The 17912-nt window shown below is 45.7% G+C and carries 15 protein-coding genes; 2 read left to right on the top strand and 13 right to left on the bottom strand.

All coding sequences use genetic code 11. The features are described 5' to 3' along the window. Positions 1–2: 2 nt before the first annotated feature. From gmk to ACXADE_RS08925, 3 genes are all read right to left on the bottom strand, one after another. Positions 3–617 (bottom strand): guanylate kinase, encoded by a 615-nt coding sequence (gene gmk, locus ACXADE_RS08935; protein ID WP_474980130.1) that lies wholly within the window; start codon positions 615–617, stop codon positions 3–5. 14 nt (positions 618–631) lie between these two features. Next, the gene (remA, locus tag ACXADE_RS08930; protein WP_027954142.1) at positions 632–895 is read right to left on the bottom strand and encodes an extracellular matrix/biofilm regulator RemA; all 264 of its coding nucleotides are present in this window, start codon (positions 893–895) and stop codon (positions 632–634) included. Between the two features lie 85 nt (positions 896–980). Continuing rightward, complete coding sequence (locus ACXADE_RS08925; protein WP_474980129.1) at positions 981–1862, bottom strand: YicC/YloC family endoribonuclease; 882 nt, start codon at positions 1860–1862, stop codon at positions 981–983. A gap of 149 nt (positions 1863–2011) precedes the next feature. Here ACXADE_RS08925 and ACXADE_RS08920 point away from each other — a divergent pair, with 149 nt between their 5' ends. Together ACXADE_RS08920 and ACXADE_RS08915 are read left to right on the top strand one after the other, a co-directional pair. Then, complete coding sequence (locus ACXADE_RS08920; protein WP_474980128.1) at positions 2012–3727, top strand: Rqc2 family fibronectin-binding protein; 1716 nt, start codon at positions 2012–2014, stop codon at positions 3725–3727. Between the two features lie 105 nt (positions 3728–3832). After that, positions 3833–3958 carry a hypothetical protein gene (locus tag ACXADE_RS08915; protein WP_474980127.1) on the top strand — a complete coding sequence of 42 codons (126 nt, stop codon included), beginning with the start codon at positions 3833–3835 and terminating at the stop codon, positions 3956–3958. A gap of 36 nt (positions 3959–3994) precedes the next feature. Here ACXADE_RS08915 and ACXADE_RS08910 read toward each other — a convergent pair whose 3' ends face one another. The 10 genes from ACXADE_RS08910 to ACXADE_RS08865 form a co-directional block, all read right to left on the bottom strand. Beyond that, a complete protein-coding gene (locus ACXADE_RS08910; protein ID WP_474980126.1) occupies positions 3995–6169 on the bottom strand; it encodes an FUSC family protein in 2175 nt (724 codons plus the stop codon). 678 nt (positions 6170–6847) lie between these two features. After that, the gene (pyrE, locus tag ACXADE_RS08905; protein WP_474980125.1) at positions 6848–7474 is read right to left on the bottom strand and encodes an orotate phosphoribosyltransferase; all 627 of its coding nucleotides are present in this window, start codon (positions 7472–7474) and stop codon (positions 6848–6850) included. After that, entirely contained in the window at positions 7449–8171 is a 723-nt protein-coding gene (gene pyrF / locus ACXADE_RS08900; RefSeq protein ID WP_474980124.1) for an orotidine-5'-phosphate decarboxylase, read from the bottom strand. Before pyrF ends, pyrE begins: the two co-directional genes overlap by 26 nt. Continuing rightward, a complete protein-coding gene (locus tag ACXADE_RS08895; RefSeq protein ID WP_474980123.1) occupies positions 8137–9069 on the bottom strand; it encodes a dihydroorotate dehydrogenase in 933 nt (310 codons plus the stop codon). Before ACXADE_RS08895 ends, pyrF begins: the two co-directional genes overlap by 35 nt. Next, positions 9066–9824: a dihydroorotate dehydrogenase electron transfer subunit gene (locus ACXADE_RS08890; protein WP_474980122.1), complete on the bottom strand. Its 759-nt coding sequence runs from the start codon at positions 9822–9824 to the stop codon at positions 9066–9068. The genes ACXADE_RS08895 and ACXADE_RS08890 overlap by 4 nt, the downstream gene beginning before the upstream one ends. Then, a complete protein-coding gene (gene carB / locus ACXADE_RS08885) occupies positions 9821–13024 on the bottom strand; it encodes a carbamoyl-phosphate synthase large subunit (protein ID WP_474980121.1) in 3204 nt (1067 codons plus the stop codon). Before carB ends, ACXADE_RS08890 begins: the two co-directional genes overlap by 4 nt. Next, positions 13003–14112, bottom strand: a complete 1110-nt coding sequence (locus ACXADE_RS08880; RefSeq protein WP_474980120.1) for a carbamoyl phosphate synthase small subunit — start codon at positions 14110–14112, stop codon at positions 13003–13005. Before ACXADE_RS08880 ends, carB begins: the two co-directional genes overlap by 22 nt. Then, positions 14093–15382, bottom strand: coding sequence for a dihydroorotase (locus ACXADE_RS08875; protein WP_474980119.1), 1290 nt, complete (start codon positions 15380–15382; stop codon positions 14093–14095). Before ACXADE_RS08875 ends, ACXADE_RS08880 begins: the two co-directional genes overlap by 20 nt. Continuing rightward, on the bottom strand, positions 15383–16279 hold the full coding sequence (locus ACXADE_RS08870; RefSeq protein WP_474980118.1) for an aspartate carbamoyltransferase catalytic subunit: 897 nt from the start codon (positions 16277–16279) through the stop codon (positions 15383–15385). It abuts the gene before it with no gap. A 158-nt stretch (positions 16280–16437) separates the two neighbouring features. Further along, complete coding sequence (locus ACXADE_RS08865; protein WP_474980117.1) at positions 16438–17826, bottom strand: solute carrier family 23 protein; 1389 nt, start codon at positions 17824–17826, stop codon at positions 16438–16440. Between the last annotated feature and the right edge of the window lie 86 nt (positions 17827–17912).

The following is a 17912-nucleotide window of genomic DNA, read 5'->3' as shown; positions in this document are numbered from 1 at the left end:
GATTATTCATCCTCCAATGCTTTTTTGTATTGATGGGCGACACGTTCACGTTTACAGTGTTCACTGGCAACGATTGATTTCACTTTCGTTACAGCGTTGTCAATCTGATCGTTCACGACGACATAATCATACGCATCCATCATATCTATTTCTTCTTTTGCTGCTTTCAGGCGGTTCTTGACTTTTTCTTCCGTCTCCGTCCCGCGGTTTACAATTCTGTCTTTCAACTCTTCCAGGGATGGTGGGATTAAGAATACGAAAACACCTTCAGGAAAGTTTTCCCTCACTTTAAGTGCTCCCTGCACTTCAATTTCCAAAAAGACATCCTTGCCTTCGTTCAACGTCTTTTCAACGTATTGGCGGGGCGTTCCATAATAGTTTCCCACATATTCAGCATGTTCAATCAATTGACCTTCGCTGATCAATTTCTCAAATTCATCTCTTGACTTGAAGAAATAATCGATTCCATCCACTTCACCTTCACGAGGATCACGTGTAGTCATCGATATGGAGTAGCGCAAATCCGTCGATTGTTCAAACAATGCTTTACGTACCGTTCCCTTACCGACACCTGAAGGGCCGGATAGGATAAATAAAATACCTTTCTGATCAATCACTGCAAAACGTCCTCCTAATTTTCATCTGATATCTCGTCGTTACTGATTACACGCTGGCCGACCGTTTCCGGCTGGACGGCAGAAAGGACGACATGATCACTATCTGTAATAATGACCGCACGCGTACGGCGGCCATATGTAGCATCTACTAATTTATTATTGTCACGGGCAACCGTGATGATACGTTTGATCGGAGCGGATTCAGGCGAAACAATGGATATGATGCGATTCGCTGATACAACGTTTCCAAAACCGATATTGATTAATTTCAAGCTCAAAACTGACTCCTCCTTCTTCTGACCAATCACTTCCATGACTATGACTATCTCTATTATATGAAAAAACTAAGCATAAACACAATTGTTATTCGATATTTTGTACTTGTTCTTTAACCTTTTCAATCTCGCTTTTCACATGGACAACCATCTCTGTCATTTGTCCGTCGGTGGATTTTGAACCGATGGTGTTCACTTCACGGTGCATTTCCTGAATAATGAAATCGAGTTTTCTGCCTATAGGTTCATTCATGGTCAATGTTCTCTTAAATTGATCGGTATGGGACTCTAGACGGGTCAATTCCTCCGTTACGTCCCCTTTTTCTGCAAGCAGAGCAACTTCCTGAAGAATTCTGCTCTCATCGGGTTGGATGTGAGTTTTCGTATACTCCTCCACCCGGGCCTTGACCCGTTCTTTATATTCCTCAACCACGATGGGCCTTCGGTCTTCAAGGCTATCGAGCCATGTACGAATATTCCCTACGCGCTTCATAAGGTCCTCGTACAATTTCCTTCCTTCATTCAGCCGCATCTCAGTCAGCTGGTCGACAGCCTCATTCACAGCTTTCACGAGAGACGTTTTCACTTCATCCGACTCGTTTTTCGTTTCTTTCTCTGAAAAAACATGGTCTAACCTGGTTACCATATCAATAGAAATTTCCCCAGTCAAATGGTAACGGCTTTTAATATCACGAAGGCGGGTCATGTATTGATCGACAATTCCCCAATTCACATCAATTTCCTTGGCTGAAAGTTCCTCCCCTTCGATTGTTACAAAAAGATCGACGCGGCCCCTATCCAATCGGTCTTTCACCACATTTTTTATCTCCTCTTCCAAAAACAGCAGATTCCCTGGAATCTTCGTGGATAGGTCAAGAAATCGATGGTTCACAGATCGGACTTCTACATGAATGACCGTGTCGTCAAAGTTAATGGTTTGTTTCCCATATCCCGTCATACTTTTCATCATGGCATCATCACCTGTATGTAAAATAAATTCAACATCCATTTTAGCAAAAAGGGGAACGATAAGGCGAATCTTTGCCAGCAGGAGATGAAAAATCTTAGAATATCAACCTTTACTCATGCTATACTTTTTAGAGTAGAGAGGTGAAGACGATGTCTTTTGACGGAATTGTAACCCGGGCGATCACGAATGAACTGAATGAAACGATCCAGTCCGGCCGAATTATGAAAATTTATCAACCAACAGAAACAGAACTGGTATTTACCGTGCGCTCCAATCGGATTAAACATACGCTATTGTTGTCCGCCCATCCGAGCTATGCAAGATTCCACCTGACGGACGACCAATATCATAACCCTAAAGAACCTCCAATGCTTTGTATGCTGTTAAGAAAACATTTGATCGGTGGTTTTATTGAAAGGGTAGAACAGGTGGATATGGAACGGATTGTAAAGTTCCATATCCGCACCCGAAACGAAGTCGGTGATGAAACCATGAAGACTTTGATCATCGAAGTTATGGGAAAACACTCCAATATTCTTCTCGTCGATGAGGAAGAGGGCCATATGCTCGACAGTATTAAACACCTGCCACCTTCCCAGAATCGTCACCGTACAATCATGCCTGGACAGCCCTACAAACTGCCACCGGAACAAGGAAAAATAAATCCAGTCGATCTTGATCCGGAATCGTTTATAAAAAAGCTGGACTTTAACGCCGGTAAGATGGATAAACAGATATTGAATATTGTGATGGGTTTTTCACCAATGATGACAAAGGAAATCGTTCACAGAGCAGGTCTAGGTGGTGCAGAAGGTCTTAAAGAAGCCTACCGCACGATCCGTGAACTCATTTTGAATCATCAATACAACCCTCAAATCCACCGGTCGGAAAAAGAACAGTTTTATGTCATACCACTGCATGCATTCTCCGGTGATGTAGAAAGCTTCCCGAGCGTAAGTGCTATGCTGGATGACTACTACTCCGGTAAGGCCGAACGGGACCGGGTCAAACAACAGGCCGGTGACCTCCACCGCTTTCTAAAAAACGAGCGGGATAAAAACATCAGAAAAATTAAAAAGCACGAAATGACGATGAAAAAATCGGAGTCAGCCGATGAGTATCAAAAACTCGGCGAGCTTTTGACAGCCCACATGCATATGGTTAAAACCGGCGATGAATCCGTGACCGTCATCGATTACTATGATCCCGATCAGGCAGAAATGACGATTGAACTCAACCCTCAAAAGACGCCGAGTGAAAATGCCCAAAGTTATTTCCAAACGTACGGCAAGTTGAAAAAATCGAAAGAAGTCGTCCAAAAAGAAATCAAAAAAGCAGAAGACGAAATCCTTTATTTTGACCGTCTCCTTCAACAAGTCGAGACGGCCAGAGAAGAAGATATTGAAGAAATCCGGGAAGAACTGCGCGAACAAGGGTATCTGAAAAAGAAACCCGCTTCCAAAGGGAACCGCAAAAACAAACCCCAAAAACCAAAGCCCGAGAGTTTCCAATCTTCTGATGGAACGTTGATCTACGTAGGAAGAAACAATAAACAGAATGAGTATTTAACCAACCGTATGGCTAATAAAATGGATATTTGGCTGCACGCGAAGGATATACCCGGATCACACGTAGTCATCCGGGATGAAGAGCCAAGTGAGGATACTCTGTTTGAAGCAGCACAGCTTGCTGCAAACTTCAGCAAGTCGAGCAAGTCCTCTTCGGTCCCTGTCGACTATACTCGTATTCGTCATGTGAAAAAGCCTTCCGGAGCAAAGCCTGGATTTGTCACATACGACCAACAACAGACGTTATTCGTTACCCCTGATGCAAGCTTCATCAAGCGTTTAAAAAAGGAAGATTGACGAAACCCCCTATCCTTAAAATGGATGGGGGGTTTTTTTAACATAACCAACTGCGGTAGAGGAACAATAAAAAAGCAGTTCCCTTACATTGAGGAGGTTATTGTCTTGCCGAAGAATTCAAAGTCAAAAAGAAATCCGAAAAAAAGCAGAGACGCGGTTCAACCGGCTACCGGCGAAGATCGAATCACGATTGCTAAAGCACAGGATCAATCTGAATTCAGAAACCGATAATAGAAAAAGCAGATGCGAAGTCGCATCTGCTCCTTTTTACTCTTCCCACGTTTCCGAGGATTCAAGCCCCATCCTCTCTCCGATAAGAAGCAGCGCCTGATTGATTTTCCACACGTAATAAAGGTGGTGGATGAGGTCTCCTTCTTCCGAATGGTGCGCAGGGGCATGCCTCTCAATAATCTCCCGCTCGTTCTTCAAGCTGTGTAACGGGGCAGCATAGTGTTCCTCTGTAAGAGAATCCATTAAAACGCGAATGTTATGGTGAACGATTTTTTCAACCCTGTCGAGCGAACTTATGATTTCGCTTGAAGGTTTAAAATCCTTTTGATAAGTAGAAGCGACCAGCTGCTTTGCATAGAAGTTGATGGCCGTAAAGGACATCAGCAGCCGAGGTATACCAGAGTACCTATTTGCACCCGGGCGTTGCAGCGCTGGTTTCGTTTCCTCCTCCATTCCCTGGATCATCCCATCCAGTTCGAAGGCCTTATCGGCGAGACCCTTCATACTTTCTGAACGACGAATATTTTGTAAATACAAAAGAACATATCCCTGCAGATGCTCCAAATAATCAACAGCCTGTTCCTTCACTTTGCCTAATGTAGGAGTAGGATAGATGAAGGCAGCAGCTGTGAAGGCTATCGCTGCCCCTACTATGGTGTCAATCACTCGTGCAAGAAGCAGCGGATAACTGATTCCACCTAAAATAAGATCGTACATGAAAGCAATAAGCATTGTGATAAATAGACTCATGATCGTATAGGAAACCGGCAGAATATAAAAAGCCAAAAAAATGACGACAAAAATCAACGTCACTTCAACCTCCGATTGGCCGGATACGGCTTTTGCAAGGAAGAACCCAATCACTGCCCCCGCCACTGTTCCAATCGACCTTTCAACGCCTTTCAAATAGGTCCGACCGACAGTAGGCGTCCCAAGCAGAACGATAAAAACGGTCAACAGAACCCAGTAGGGCTGAATTGGTGAAAATAAGTGACCTGCAAAGACAGCAGCCGTTCCGGCAATTAAAGACTGGATGGCTTTTTTTGTTGTAGGTTCCATGTCATTAGACTCCGCCTCTTCAGGCTCAGAATCGTTTTCAGCCTCTTCTCTCTCCTCATCCAAATGGCCCGTACTGTATTTTATCGAGAGGGCACCTTCTGTAACATGTGTAGCCATCGCTTCAATTCTCCGAAGCAAGTACATCCACCCTTGAGGTTTCGTTTCATGATCACCAAACTCCCTATCAATCATCTTTCGTAACGCTCCTACCACCCGTTCAGCTTCAGCGAGATGGTCCTCTGTCTGTTGCACCTTGAGAACATCCGCTTTTTGCAAAGTTCGCAGTAGCTGCAGGAGAAGGAACCGAAGCTCGTCTGACTCGAAGGCCCCCTTCTCTTTCAACTTCTCCAAACTTTCTGATAAGGTCATCACAAACATGGCCGTATCAAATACATACAACCTCATTTGATCTGTGCGGACTTTCGGCCAAATTTCTCTGATGTTTTGCGCATTTAAATCTGTTGAGACGTGGTTGGCATAGTCCCTAAGCTTTTTTGAATTCGCTCTCAGTTGCTTTGAACGACCGGTGTTTAATAAAGGATCCTGGATGACTTCAGCGAGCATCTCAAGCGTAAGATTCGCCTGTCGATGAAAGGACTGAACACTTCGTTTGAGTTGCTGGGCATTATCTCTAAATATAATGAAGTTATAAAGGTAAGCGTACCCGATGCCTATACAAATTGCCCCGTAAAACCACGGAAATTGGACGGGAGGAAGCTTCAAAAATGAGGAGAAATAAACCGTAATAAAACCGATCATACCTAATGAAAAGTAACGAGTTCCGAATTTGGAAAAATAGAAACTGCAGAAAATCGCTGTAATCATCAATGCAGATACGAGTACAGCGCTAAAAGATAACAGTGATCCGCAGGTTACACCAATAATAGCTGTTAAAGGAAGCAGGGTCGTCGTCACTTTTTTTTCAGCTTTTGTTTCATCCATCACTGCCATAATTCCAAGCAATCCACATACGCCGGATATGATCGATGGCAGAAGAGGTTCATGACCGAGAAGTTCCAAAATGAACAACGTTGTAAATACAGCAGAAATGACACTGAGTGTCGCTTTCCCTGCCTGCTGCAATCGTTTATGACCCGGATCTGATGCAAGCATCCGCTTGAACCAATACGAACGTCGTCCGATCTCTACCATTTCCATCCCTCCTTTCCTGTGTTTCCTCTTCCTATAATCCAGCACGCCTCCCAGCCATACCTGCTCCAAAATCGTGTCTGGATTTCATGTAAGATCCTATGAGTATAAAAATAAATTATAGGGTCCCCTCCAACATCTGTCAAAAGGCAGGTCTTCTTCCACAACCGAAAAGATTATCATTCATCTTTTTAATAGTCCCCAAGAAAGATGTTCAACAGACATATCGAAATAAAACGTTCAACAGGGTGTCCTGTTCATGAAGATTCCGTCATCCGTCTTAAACAGCCACCATTAACAGAGGCTATTGAAAAAATGAAAAAACCACGATTTAAATCGTGGTTTCAGGTCAGAAAATAAGCGAATACCGCTATGGATGCTAAATAAGAAAAAATAGCTTGGGCCCAGTACCTTTTGCTTTCACGCTTCAACATATAAACATTCCATAATAGAAATAAGGACAGAGAAGCGAATAAACTCAATACAGGTTCAAGCGACCACATAGACTCCATAAATGCAAAGGCAACCCACGTATATAAATAGACAAAACAAGTCAATAAACCGAGGGAGGCATTCATGAGTATGAAGAACGAATGTTTTTTTGATTTCATTTCCATCACCAATACGCTTTGATGATATCATCGTACTAGGAGAGTAGAGAAATAGCAACTGTTCGGTTGTTTAAGAATTCGTAAAAATTTGCGGCTCCTGTTTCCACATTCGCAACAGTTCTTCCTGAGACGAATCGATTTGATTCTCATCTACCAACAATTGAATGAGCTCATCATAGCTTGTAAGCGCCTGGCAGTGGTATGTTTGTTCACGAAACGCTTCCTTAGCAATCATAAGATCATACGTGAAAATGGACAGAACTCCGATTACTTCCACCCCTTCATTTTGAAGGGCCTGTGCCGCTTGAATCGATGATTTTCCTGTGGAAATTAAATCTTCAATGACGATAGCTTTTTGGCCAGGTGAAATTTTCCCTTCAATTTGATTTCCCTTCCCATGTTTCTTTGCTGAAGACCTTACATAAACCATAGGAAGATCCATCAGGTCCGCCACCCATGCTGCATGAGGAATCCCTGCCGTTGCACATCCAGCAATCACATCGACCGTGCTATAACTGTCGATTTTACTTACGAATGCTTCAGCGATTCTTTTGCGTAAACGGGGATAAGACAACGTCAGCCGGTTGTCACAATAAATCGGAGACTTCAGGCCTGACGTCCATGTAAAAAGATTTTCGGTCTCAATTTTGACCGCGCCTATTTCAAGCAGATCACGAACAAGTGTGAGTTGACTCATTGTGGAAAACCTCCATTATTTTTAGATAGGTGCTTTTTGGATTGGATGCCTCTCGAATTGCCCGTCCTACGACAATGGCGTCTGAACCTTTAATCCGTGCCGTTTCCGGAGTAGCCACACGTATCTGATCATGATGGTCTTCTCCCTGAAGACGAATACCCGGTGTAAGGACGGCAAGAGAAGTTCTCCGCTTAATGCTATCAGCTTCTTCAACGGAACAAACGACTCCATCAAGGCCACTTTTGTCAGCAAGACCAGCAAGATGACCGACAGCTTCTGTTAACGTTGGGGAGACCATCATCTCATCTTTCAACATTTGTTGATCAGACGACGTGAGAATCGTTACAGCAAGAAGAACAGGAACCTCTCCAGGTGCTCCCTCCTGCAACCCCGTTTTAGCCATCCGCATCATTTTACTCCCTCCTTGAGCATGGACATTCACGACATCTACGTCCATAGAAGCGAGGTTTCGCATGGTTCGCCGGACCGTTTCCGGAATATCATGGAGCTTCAAATCGAGAAAAATATCGTGCCCTTTCTCTTTTAAGCGGCTGATGATGGATGATCCTTCTTTGTAGAACAGTTCCATGCCCACTTTCACAGGTATCCCTGTCAGCTCATTCTTCTCGAGGAAATCGAATGCTGATTCCCCCGTCGGAAAATCAAGAGCGAAGTATAGGGGTTTTAACTTTTTCATGATGAGCACCTCCGATCGCCTCCTCCACACTGGAGAACCCGTAGCGTGAAAGAATGCGTGGTAAATCTTTAATGATTTCTTCACAAATATAAGGGTTTTTGAAATTCGCACTTCCGATCGCCGCAGCGCTGGCCCCTGCTAATAAATATTCCAGCACATCCTCTGCCGATTCAATCCCCCCCATCCCGATGATGGGAATGTCTACAACTTGATATACTTGATGGACCATCCGGATGCTGACAGGTTTAATAGCTGCACCGGACAGTCCTCCGGTTCCATTGGCAATCACAGGCCGTCGGGTTCCGGGATCGATCCGCATACCCGTAAGTGTGTTAATCATAGATAGGCCGGAAGCACCCGCTTCTTCTGCTGCTTTGGCTATTTGTGTGATATCTGTTACATTCGGTGATAGCTTTACATAAACCGGGACCTTGCTCCGTTTTACGACATGAGCCGTCACTTCTTTAGCTGACTCAGGGTCTGTACCGAATTGCACACCTCCTTCTTTCACATTCGGACAGGAAATGTTCAATTCAATGGCATCGACATGAGGAGAAATCTGTTCTGTAACTTCTCCATATTCCTCTACTGTGCTGCCTGCTACATTCGCTATGATTGGGACAGATTGAGTTTGTAAAAATGGAATTTCATTCGAAACAATGCTCTCCACCCCGGGATTTTGCAAACCGATCGCATTCAGCATCCCCCCTGTCGTTTCCGCTACTCGAGGGGTTCCGTTCCCAAAACGGCTTTCTTTCGTTGCCGCTTTCATAATCACAGCTCCCAGTATGGACAGATCATACAATTGAGCAAATTCCTTCCCGAAAGCAAAGCATCCTGAAGCTGGCATCACTGGATTTCTCATTTCAAGTCCTGGAAGTTTCACTGATAATTTCATGACAAGACAACCTCCCCTGACTTAAATACAGGGCCATCACAACAAATTCTTTTATATCCTTTTTCATCATTAGATTTGATCACACAGGCAAAACAAGCCCCAATGCCACAACCCATGCGTTCTTCCATAGACAAGTATCCTTTCGTGTCCGGCAACCGTTCTTCAACTGCTTTTAACATGACGGAGGGACCACAGGATAAATAGACTTGGTAAGCTTTGTTCACGTGAGCTAAAGCGTCCGTGACTCGTCCTTCCATTCCCAGGGACCCATCTTCCGTCGTAATGAGTACGTCTCCAATCTCTTGGAATTCTCCCATTAGAAAGGCATCCTCTTTAGACCTGAAACCAAGTATGCTCGTGACGGACATTCCTTTCTCTTTCAGCCACTTCGCTGTACAGTACAAAGGAGGTACACCAATTCCACCACCGATGACAAGAGCATGATCCCCATGGATATCTTCTACCGGAAAACCTTGTCCCCCGGGACCGAGTACATCCAGGATCTCGCCGACCCTCTGCTTCGTCAACGCTTTCGTGCCGTCCCCCATCACTTTATATATGACAGTGATCGTCTCATCTTCCTTATTGAAATCAGCGATAGAAATCGGTCGACGTAGGTAAAAGCCCTCGATTTTAAGGTGGAGGAATTGACCGGGGTCGGCGATATCGTGTACAAGTTTTCCCTCGAGCACGAGAAGATGGGTGTCTAACGCAACTTGCTCGTGTTTGACGATCTTCATCCTTTCTTTTTTCATCCTTCTACCCCTTCCATAGGCGTAATCGCTCGTGCGGAGAAGGACATCGCATTGATGACGTCCACGATTGTTTTTGCCGTATCCAGGCTTGTTAAGCAAGCAAGTCCATGTTCGACTGCTTCTCTGCGGATTCTAAAGCCATCGGACCTTGCTCTCATCCCCTTATTGAGAGTATTTATAACGAATTGGACTTCTCCCTGCTGAATCAAATCAATAACATCCCGTTGTTCAGATCCGACCTTTCCGACTGCTTCAACTGGGAGGTCGGCTTCTTCTATGACAGAAGCTGTCCCTTCCGTTGCGAAGAGGCGGAACCCGAGTTCGAAAAATGTCCGGGCAATCTGCAGCATTTCTTTTTTATCTTTATCAGCTACTGTCAATAAAACAGATCCCTGAGTCGGAATCTTTAACCCTGCGGATGTCATTCCTTTATATAAAGCTTTTTCCAGCGTTTGGTCATACCCGATTACTTCCCCTGTCGACTTCATCTCTGGACCAAGGGTCGTATCGACGCTCCGTAATTTTTCGAAAGAGAACACAGGAACTTTCACATATACTCCCTTCGGCTTTGCAGCGACACCGGTAGAATAGCCTTCCTCTTTCAAGGTTCTTCCCAGCAGAACCTTCGTGGCAAGCCTCGCCATCGGAACACCTGTAATCTTACTCAAGAAAGGCACCGTCCGACTGGCCCGCGGGTTGACTTCAAGAACATAGGCCGTGCCTTTATAAACGACGAATTGAATATTGATCAACCCTTTCATATTCAATTCCCTTGCGATTTTAACCGTTGCATCGATACACTGTTGCTCCAGTTGATGCGTCAGTCTCTGTGTCGGATAAACCGCCATGGAGTCTCCTGAATGGACTCCTGCCCGCTCTATATGTTCCATAATGCCTGGAATGAAGACATCCTCTCCATCAGATATGGCGTCCACTTCAATTTCCATTCCTGTCATATATTTATCGATTAATATCGGATGACCATTGTAAGCACCTGCATTGGATTCCAAGTAAGATTCCAGTTCCTCGGATGAATAGACGATTGCCATAGCGCGGCCTCCCAACACATAGGAAGGCCTGACCACTAACGGATACCCTATTTGTTCAGCGGCGTGAAACGCCTCCCCCGGGCTGGTTACACTTACTCCACCGGGCTTCGAAATGTTCAAGTCGTTGAGAAGCTGTTCAAAAAGGTCTCGATCCTCCGTCTTATTGATGGACTCCATCGTTGTCCCCAGGATCTGAACCCCTTCCTTTGTCAATCCATCCACAAGGTTGATGGCTGTCTGCCCGCCGAATTGAACTATGACACCTTCCGGCTGCTCCAGATCAATGACATTCATCACATCCTCAAGCGACAATGGTTCAAAATACAATTTGTCTGACACACTGAAATCTGTGGAAACTGTTTCCGGGTTGTTGTTCATAATGATTGCTTCATAGCCCATATCTTTTAGCGCGAGCACAGAATGAACGGTAGCATAATCAAATTCCACGCCCTGACCGATCCTGATCGGTCCAGAACCGATGACAAGGACTTTCTTTTTCCCACTCGGAATGGCTTCATTCTCATCTTCATAACTGCTGTAGAAATAAGGAGTTTCCGACTCGAATTCTCCCGCGCACGTGTCCACCATTTTATAAACCGGACGGATACCGTGACTTCTTCTCCATTCCCGTATTTCACTTTCCTCCCGTTCGGTCAGCCGAGCAATCTGCTGGTCTGAAAACCCGATCTTCTTCACTTTTTCCAGCATAAAGGAATCCAGTTCCTGTTTTGTTAAGACTTTTTCGAGTTCGATAATTCGTTGAATTTTATATAGGAAAAACAGATCAATACCACCGGTGATATCATGGAGATGCTCGATGGTATAGCCCCTCCTTAATGCTTCCGCAATTAAGAAGATCCGTTCGTCATCTGCTTTCTTCAACCTTTTTGTCAGCTCTTCTTCATTCAGTTTCTCTGCGTAAGTAAGATAAAGCTCTCCTGTATCACCTTCCAGTGAACGGACTCCTTTTAACAGGGATTCTTCAAAACTCCTGCCGATACTCATGACTTCACCTGTAGCTTTCATTTGCGTGCCGAGGACACGGTTCCCTTTTGCGAATTTATCGAACGGCCAGCGAGGGATCTTCGTTACAACATAATCCAGGGCTGGCTCAAAGCAAGCATATGTCGTACCTGTAATCGGATTCTTAATTTCATCCAATGTCATACCTATGGCAATTTTAGCGGCAAGCTTGGCAATTGGATAGCCAGTCGCCTTGGAAGCGAGTGCTGACGAACGGCTAACTCGCGGATTTACCTCGATGATGTAATATTGAAAACTGTCAGGATCAAGAGCGAGCTGGACATTACACCCTCCTTCAATCTTTAGCGCCTGGATAATCTCAAGAGATGCATTTCTCAACATTTGATATTCTCGATCACTAAGGGTTTGAGAGGGTGCTACGACTATGGAATCGCCGGTATGAATACCGACGGGATCAAAATTTTCCATGTTACAGACAACAATTTTATTATCAGCGCCGTCACGCATTACTTCGTACTCCACCTCTTTAAAACCGGCGATGTTCTTTTCGATTAAACACTGGCTGACCGGTGAAGCGGACAGTCCGTTTCTTGCCGTCTCTCTCAGCTGTGCAGGGTCATCACACATTCCACCGCCTGCCCCGCCCATAGTATAAGCAGGTCGTACGATGACTGGATATCCGATCTTTTCTGCAAAGTTCAACGCTTCATCAACGGTGCTGACGATTTCGCTTTCAGGTACCGGCTGGTTCATTTCATGCATGAGCGCTCGGAACTTCTCCCGGTCTTCGGCTCGTTGGATGGCATCCAGCGGTGTCCCTAACAATTCCACTTCAAATTCCTCTAAGATTCCGGAATCACTCAGCTCCACGGCCATGTTCAATCCAGTCTGTCCTCCAAGCGTAGGAAGAATCGCATCCGGAGTTTCTTTGCGGATGATTTTCTGCATAAATTCAAGCGTCAACGGCTCCATATATACTTGATCAGCAAACGTATGGTCCGTCATAATCGTTGCAGGGTTGGAATTCGCCAAGATGACTTCATACCCTTCCTCTTTCAACGATTGACACGCTTGTGTCCCGGAATAATCGAATTCTGCGGCCTGCCCGATTACGATCGGACCTGATCCGATGACGAGAATTTTCTTTAAATCTGTACGCTTTGGCATGTAGAGTCCTCCTTCATGGTTTGTTGGGAGCGCTTGATCATTTCCAGAAATTCATCGAACAAGTGAGCGGTATCCTCTGGTCCTGGTGAACTTTCGGGGTGGTATTGGACCGAGAAGACGGGATGCAGGGTATGTTTCAACCCTTCAACGGTATGGTCATTTAACGAGATTTGGGATAATCGCAGGTCAGTTCTCCCAAGCGAATGTGCGTCGACGGCATAGCCATGATTCTGAGAGGTGATATATGTCCTTTCGTTATCCAAATCTTTCACTGGCTGATTGATCCCCCGGTGACCGAACTTCATCTTGGACGTGTCAGCTCCTGATGCAAGGGCGATGAGCTGGTGGCCAAGACAAATGCCGAACATCGGCACTTTTCCGATTAGTCCCCGGATTGTCTGGATTGATTCTGGTACATCTTTCGGATCCCCAGGACCGTTGGACAACATCACTCCATCCGGCTTCATTCTTAAGATTTCTTCTGCAGAAGTATGGTAAGGGACGACTGTGACATGACAATGCCGTTTCGTGAACTCTCGCAGTATCCCGTGCTTCATTCCAAAATCCACAAGAACAATCCGTTCTTTTCGGCCAGGAACGACATAAGGTTTCACTGTAGAGACCTGTTTGACCTGGTTCTTTAATAACGGGGTCGTTTCAAGGATGCGGAGCGCTTCTGTCAGTGAACGCTCTGATGACGTGAGCAAAGCCTTCATCGTTCCGTGCTTCCGGATGATCTTGGTCAGCTTTCTCGTGTCGATCCCACTGATCCCAGGGATATTTTTCACTCTCAGAAATTCATCAAGGCTCTCTTCATTCCTGAAATTAGATGGATAATCACAGTGTTCTTTAACAATGACACCGAAAGCTCCTGGATTTACGGTTTCAAAATCATCCCGGTTCATTCCATAATTCCCTATGAGAGGATAAGTGAAAGTAATCATCTGACCATAATAGGAAGGGTCTGTGATTACTTCCTGGTAGCCGCTCATCCCTGTATTAAAAACCACTTCTCCGACCGAATCGCGATCACTACCAAAACCTTCTCCGATAAATACGGTACCGTCTTCAAGTACGAGTTGTTTCATGTGATTTGCCCTCCCATACGATATTTCCAGAAACCATAGTAAGTGTCGGCCAACCTTTCGCACGCCATCCATCAAATGGGGTATTCTTACCCTTGGAAGCAAATTGATTTCGGTTGATCACCTGCTCCTGTTTTATGTCGACAATCGTCAGATCTGCCGGTCCACCTGGTGCAAGATGCCCGGAAGGAAGGCCAAACACCTCAGCTGGCTTTGAAGTCAACCACTCAATGAGACGTTCCAAGGCAAGTTCATGACGGGTGATGAAATGACTGAACAAGAGTGGAAAAGCTGTTTCCAAACCCGTGATGCCGAATGGAGCGTCCAAAAAACCACCTTTTTTATCTTCGTCTGTATGCGGAGCATGGTCCGTCGCTATGAAATCAATCGTTCCATCCAGCAAGCCTTCAATCAGGGCGCTTTGATCTTCCTTCGAGCGGAGAGGAGGGTTCATTTTGAAACATGCATCATCCCGTGGAATGTCCGTCTCGTTCAACAACAGGTGATGTGGCGTTACTTCAGCTGTCACTTGAATCCCGGCTCGCTTCGCATCTCGGATGACACGCACCGACTCCTTTGTAGAAACATGACATACATGATAGTGACAGCCGGCTGCTTCTGCGAGCAGTACGTCTCTGGCTATTTGCACTGATTCCGCTATGTTCGGTATTCCAGGAAGAGTGAGCCTTTCACTGACTTCTCCTTCATGAGCGACTCCCCGCCCTGCTAATGAATTGTCCTCACAGTGGGCCACAATCGCCTTTCTGAGTCGACCGGCCACTTTCATGGCTTTAAACATGATCCCCGCGGATTGTACACCTACACCGTCATCGGTAAACGCAAACGCTCCTGCTTCTGTTAAGCTCTGCATGTCTACAAGTTCTTTTCCAAGCTGGCGTGTCGTGATCGAGGCATAAGGCAGGACCCTGACAACTGCATCCTGTTCAATTTTCGTTTGTAAACGGGTCATCTGATCCAGAGAATCAGGTACGGGGTTGGTATTAGGCATTGCACTCACAGTGGTGAATCCCCCCCGCGCGGCTGCTTGTGTTCCTGTCCGGATCGTTTCTTTCTCTTCACCTCCAGGTTCACGCAAGTGGATATGAACATCGACCAATCCTGGAAGAACGAGTCCTCCTCCTGCATCAATCACCTCATCCGCTTCTCCTACAGAAGAAGCTATTTCGATAACCTTCCCATCCTGAACCATTATTTCGTGGGCTGCAAAGCTTCCATTGGTATAAACCTGACCGTTGACGATTTTCTTCCTCATTTACAGATCCCCTTTCATAAGTGCATCAATAATAGCCATCCGAATCGTTACGCCGTTAGACATTTGTCTGAAGATCCGTGATTTTTCACCCTCTACGAGATTCCCATCAATCTCTACACCTCTGTTAACCGGAGCAGGGTGAAGAACAATACTGCTGTTCATCATGTTTGCCTCTCTTTCAACCGTCAATCCATACTGTTCTAGATAACCCACGGAGTCCCCGGACTCTGCATGGCGTTCATGCTGTATCCTGAGGAGCATCAATACATCGCAGACCCGGACAGCTTCATCCATGGTCATATACTCATCTCCCATCGTTGAGTCCTGCCATTCTCGTTTACTGACAAAGGAAACTTTGGCTCCAAGCTGCTTAAGCGCGTAGGCGTTGGATCTTGCTACACGACTGTGCTTCAAATCACCCGCTATACAGACATGCAATCCTTTGAAACTATGAAAATGTTCATGGATCGTATACAAGTCCAGTAGAGTTTGCGTCGGATGTTCTCCACATCCATCTCCAGCGTTAATCACATTCATTTCCAACCCCTCTGTACATTTACCAAGGCCTCCGACCTCGGATTGGCGTACGACAGCAAGATCCACCCCCAGCGCCTCAAGCGTCTTTAGCGTATCGTATAAGGTTTCTCCTTTCGTTAAACTCGTTTCCATACCGGACAATTCAACGACATCAAACCCTAAATTCCTTTCAGCGATGTGAAAACTTGTTCTCGTCCTTGTGCTGGGTTCTACAAAAAGGTTTGCCGCGTACTGACCGGAATAAGACGGTCGGGCTTCCTTATTTTCCAACTTCTTTGCGGAGTGAAGGAGGTTTAAAATCCTTTCGTTGCTCATTTGTTGGATCGAGAGTAAATTTCTTTTCGTATGGATCGTTGTCATGTTCATCTCTCCATTCCTGTTTATAATCGGGACTAAGGAGAAAAAAAGCACCCCCAGGTGTCTGGGGGTGCTGAACTCGTTGCACGACAAACGAGCCCTTCCCTAGTACACCTTTCCGAGCCTCTCTGGACTCGATTAAAACGTGAAGCTAGTAGTGGTTATGCTACGTGATGCTTGTCTTCCATTTGATCTGAATCAGGTGCTTCAAACATCTGACCATTGCCCTGCCCGACTTCCTTTCCTGGGAGAATGAGATTGAGAGCAATCCCGATGATGGCGGCCAGTGCCATTCCTGCGATTTGTACTTCTTCTGTGAGTTGAACGAATGCGCCACCCACCCCGATCACAAGAATGACCGACGCGATGATAAGGTTTCTTTTCTCACCGAAATCGATTTGATTATCGATCAGCATACGTAGTCCGCTTGAGGCGATGATACCGAAAAGTAGAATGGATACTCCACCCATGACAGCACTCGGAATCGATCCGATGACAGCCGTTACCATTCCAATGAAGCCGAAACAGATGGCGATCACAGCGGCTCCTCCGATGACAAATACACTGTAAACCCGGGTGATGGCCAGAACTCCGATGTTTTCCCCGTAAGTCGTATTCGGAGGCCCGCCTAGACAGGAGGCAATGAAAGTTGCTACCCCATCACCAAGTATGGACTTATCTAGCCCGGGATTTTTCAAAAAGTTTCTCCCTACAACTTTTGATAACACCATCTGATCTCCGGTGTGTTCGGTAATGGTAACTAGTGCGAATGGGACCATCAAAAAGGCGATTTCCCAGCTGATGACTTTCAGCGGGGAAAAGTCCACAAATGGTACGACAAAGTCCGGAACTTGAATGAGAGCGGATAGAACTCCGGTAAAGGAACCCGCCGATGTGATTGCCGTCCACTCTTCCTGAATCCCGCTCGTATCCACGATCCCTTGGCTCAGTCCGAAAAGGTATCCGCCAACGATCCCAAACAGGATGGGAAGCAGCGAAAAGAATCCTTTGAAATAGATGGAAGCAATGATCGTGATGGCGAGCGTTACAAGGGCAACCATAAAATGTGTCCCGCTGTAGATATTTTCTTCCTGGCCGGGTACATACATGGCCATTTCAACAGCCGTTGACGCAAGTCCAAGGCCGATGACTATGATCACCGGTCCAACAACAATCGGAGGGAGAAGGTTCATAAGCCATTTGATCCCAAATATGGAAATTAGGAGGGCTACAAGTCCGTACACAAGACCTGCGAGAAAGCTGCCGACCATTGCGCCAGCCACTCCACTTGATTTGGACACTTCAATAATCGGCGCTATAAAGGCAAAACTGGAACCAAGATAAGCAGGTACCTTCCCCCGTGTAATCAGGAGATATGCGAGGGTCCCAAACCCGCTTGAAACCAGGGCGACAGATGGAGGCAGGCCGGTTAGGAACGGAACGAGGATCGTTGCTCCGAACATGGCGAATAGATGTTGAAGACTTAAAACGAGCCATTTATTCATGGGTGGTACTTCGTTGATGTCAAGTGCTGCCTGATGTTGCTTCATTGTGTATTCCTCCTCGATTTCCAAAGTATGAAAGGATAATTTCCCATAAAAAAACCTCTTTGCGCTCAAAAAGCACGCAAAGAGGT

Source organism: Halobacillus sp. ABR2_026 (assembly GCF_056158545.1).
The sequence above is the reverse complement of the archived record's forward strand: the minus strand, read 5'-3'. Positions and strand labels throughout refer to the sequence as shown.

What these genes read in the sequence shown, in the direction of transcription:
- ACXADE_RS08890 (WP_474980122.1), bottom strand. Translation starts at nt 9,824, where the DNA reads ATGAAAAAAGAAAGGATGAAGATCGTCAAACACGAGCAAGTTGCGTTA.
- carB (WP_474980121.1), bottom strand. Translation starts at nt 13,024, where the DNA reads ATGCCAAAGCGTACAGATTTAAAGAAAATTCTCGTCATCGGATCAGGT.
- ACXADE_RS08925 (WP_474980129.1), bottom strand. Translation starts at nt 1,862, where the DNA reads ATGATGAAAAGTATGACGGGATATGGGAAACAAACCATTAACTTTGAC.
- ACXADE_RS08880 (WP_474980120.1), bottom strand. Translation starts at nt 14,112, where the DNA reads ATGAAACAACTCGTACTTGAAGACGGTACCGTATTTATCGGAGAAGGT.
- pyrF (WP_474980124.1), bottom strand. Translation starts at nt 8,171, where the DNA reads ATGAAAAAGTTAAAACCCCTATACTTCGCTCTTGATTTTCCGACGGGG.
- ACXADE_RS08865 (WP_474980117.1), bottom strand. Translation starts at nt 17,826, where the DNA reads ATGAAGCAACATCAGGCAGCACTTGACATCAACGAAGTACCACCCATG.
- ACXADE_RS08875 (WP_474980119.1), bottom strand. Translation starts at nt 15,382, where the DNA reads ATGAGGAAGAAAATCGTCAACGGTCAGGTTTATACCAATGGAAGCTTT.
- ACXADE_RS08895 (WP_474980123.1), bottom strand. Translation starts at nt 9,069, where the DNA reads ATGAAATTATCAGTGAAACTTCCAGGACTTGAAATGAGAAATCCAGTG.
- ACXADE_RS08920 (WP_474980128.1), top strand. Translation starts at nt 2,012, where the DNA reads ATGTCTTTTGACGGAATTGTAACCCGGGCGATCACGAATGAACTGAAT.
- ACXADE_RS08870 (WP_474980118.1), bottom strand. Translation starts at nt 16,279, where the DNA reads ATGACAACGATCCATACGAAAAGAAATTTACTCTCGATCCAACAAATG.
- ACXADE_RS08910 (WP_474980126.1), bottom strand. Translation starts at nt 6,169, where the DNA reads ATGGTAGAGATCGGACGACGTTCGTATTGGTTCAAGCGGATGCTTGCA.
- pyrE (WP_474980125.1), bottom strand. Translation starts at nt 7,474, where the DNA reads ATGAGTCAACTCACACTTGTTCGTGATCTGCTTGAAATAGGCGCGGTC.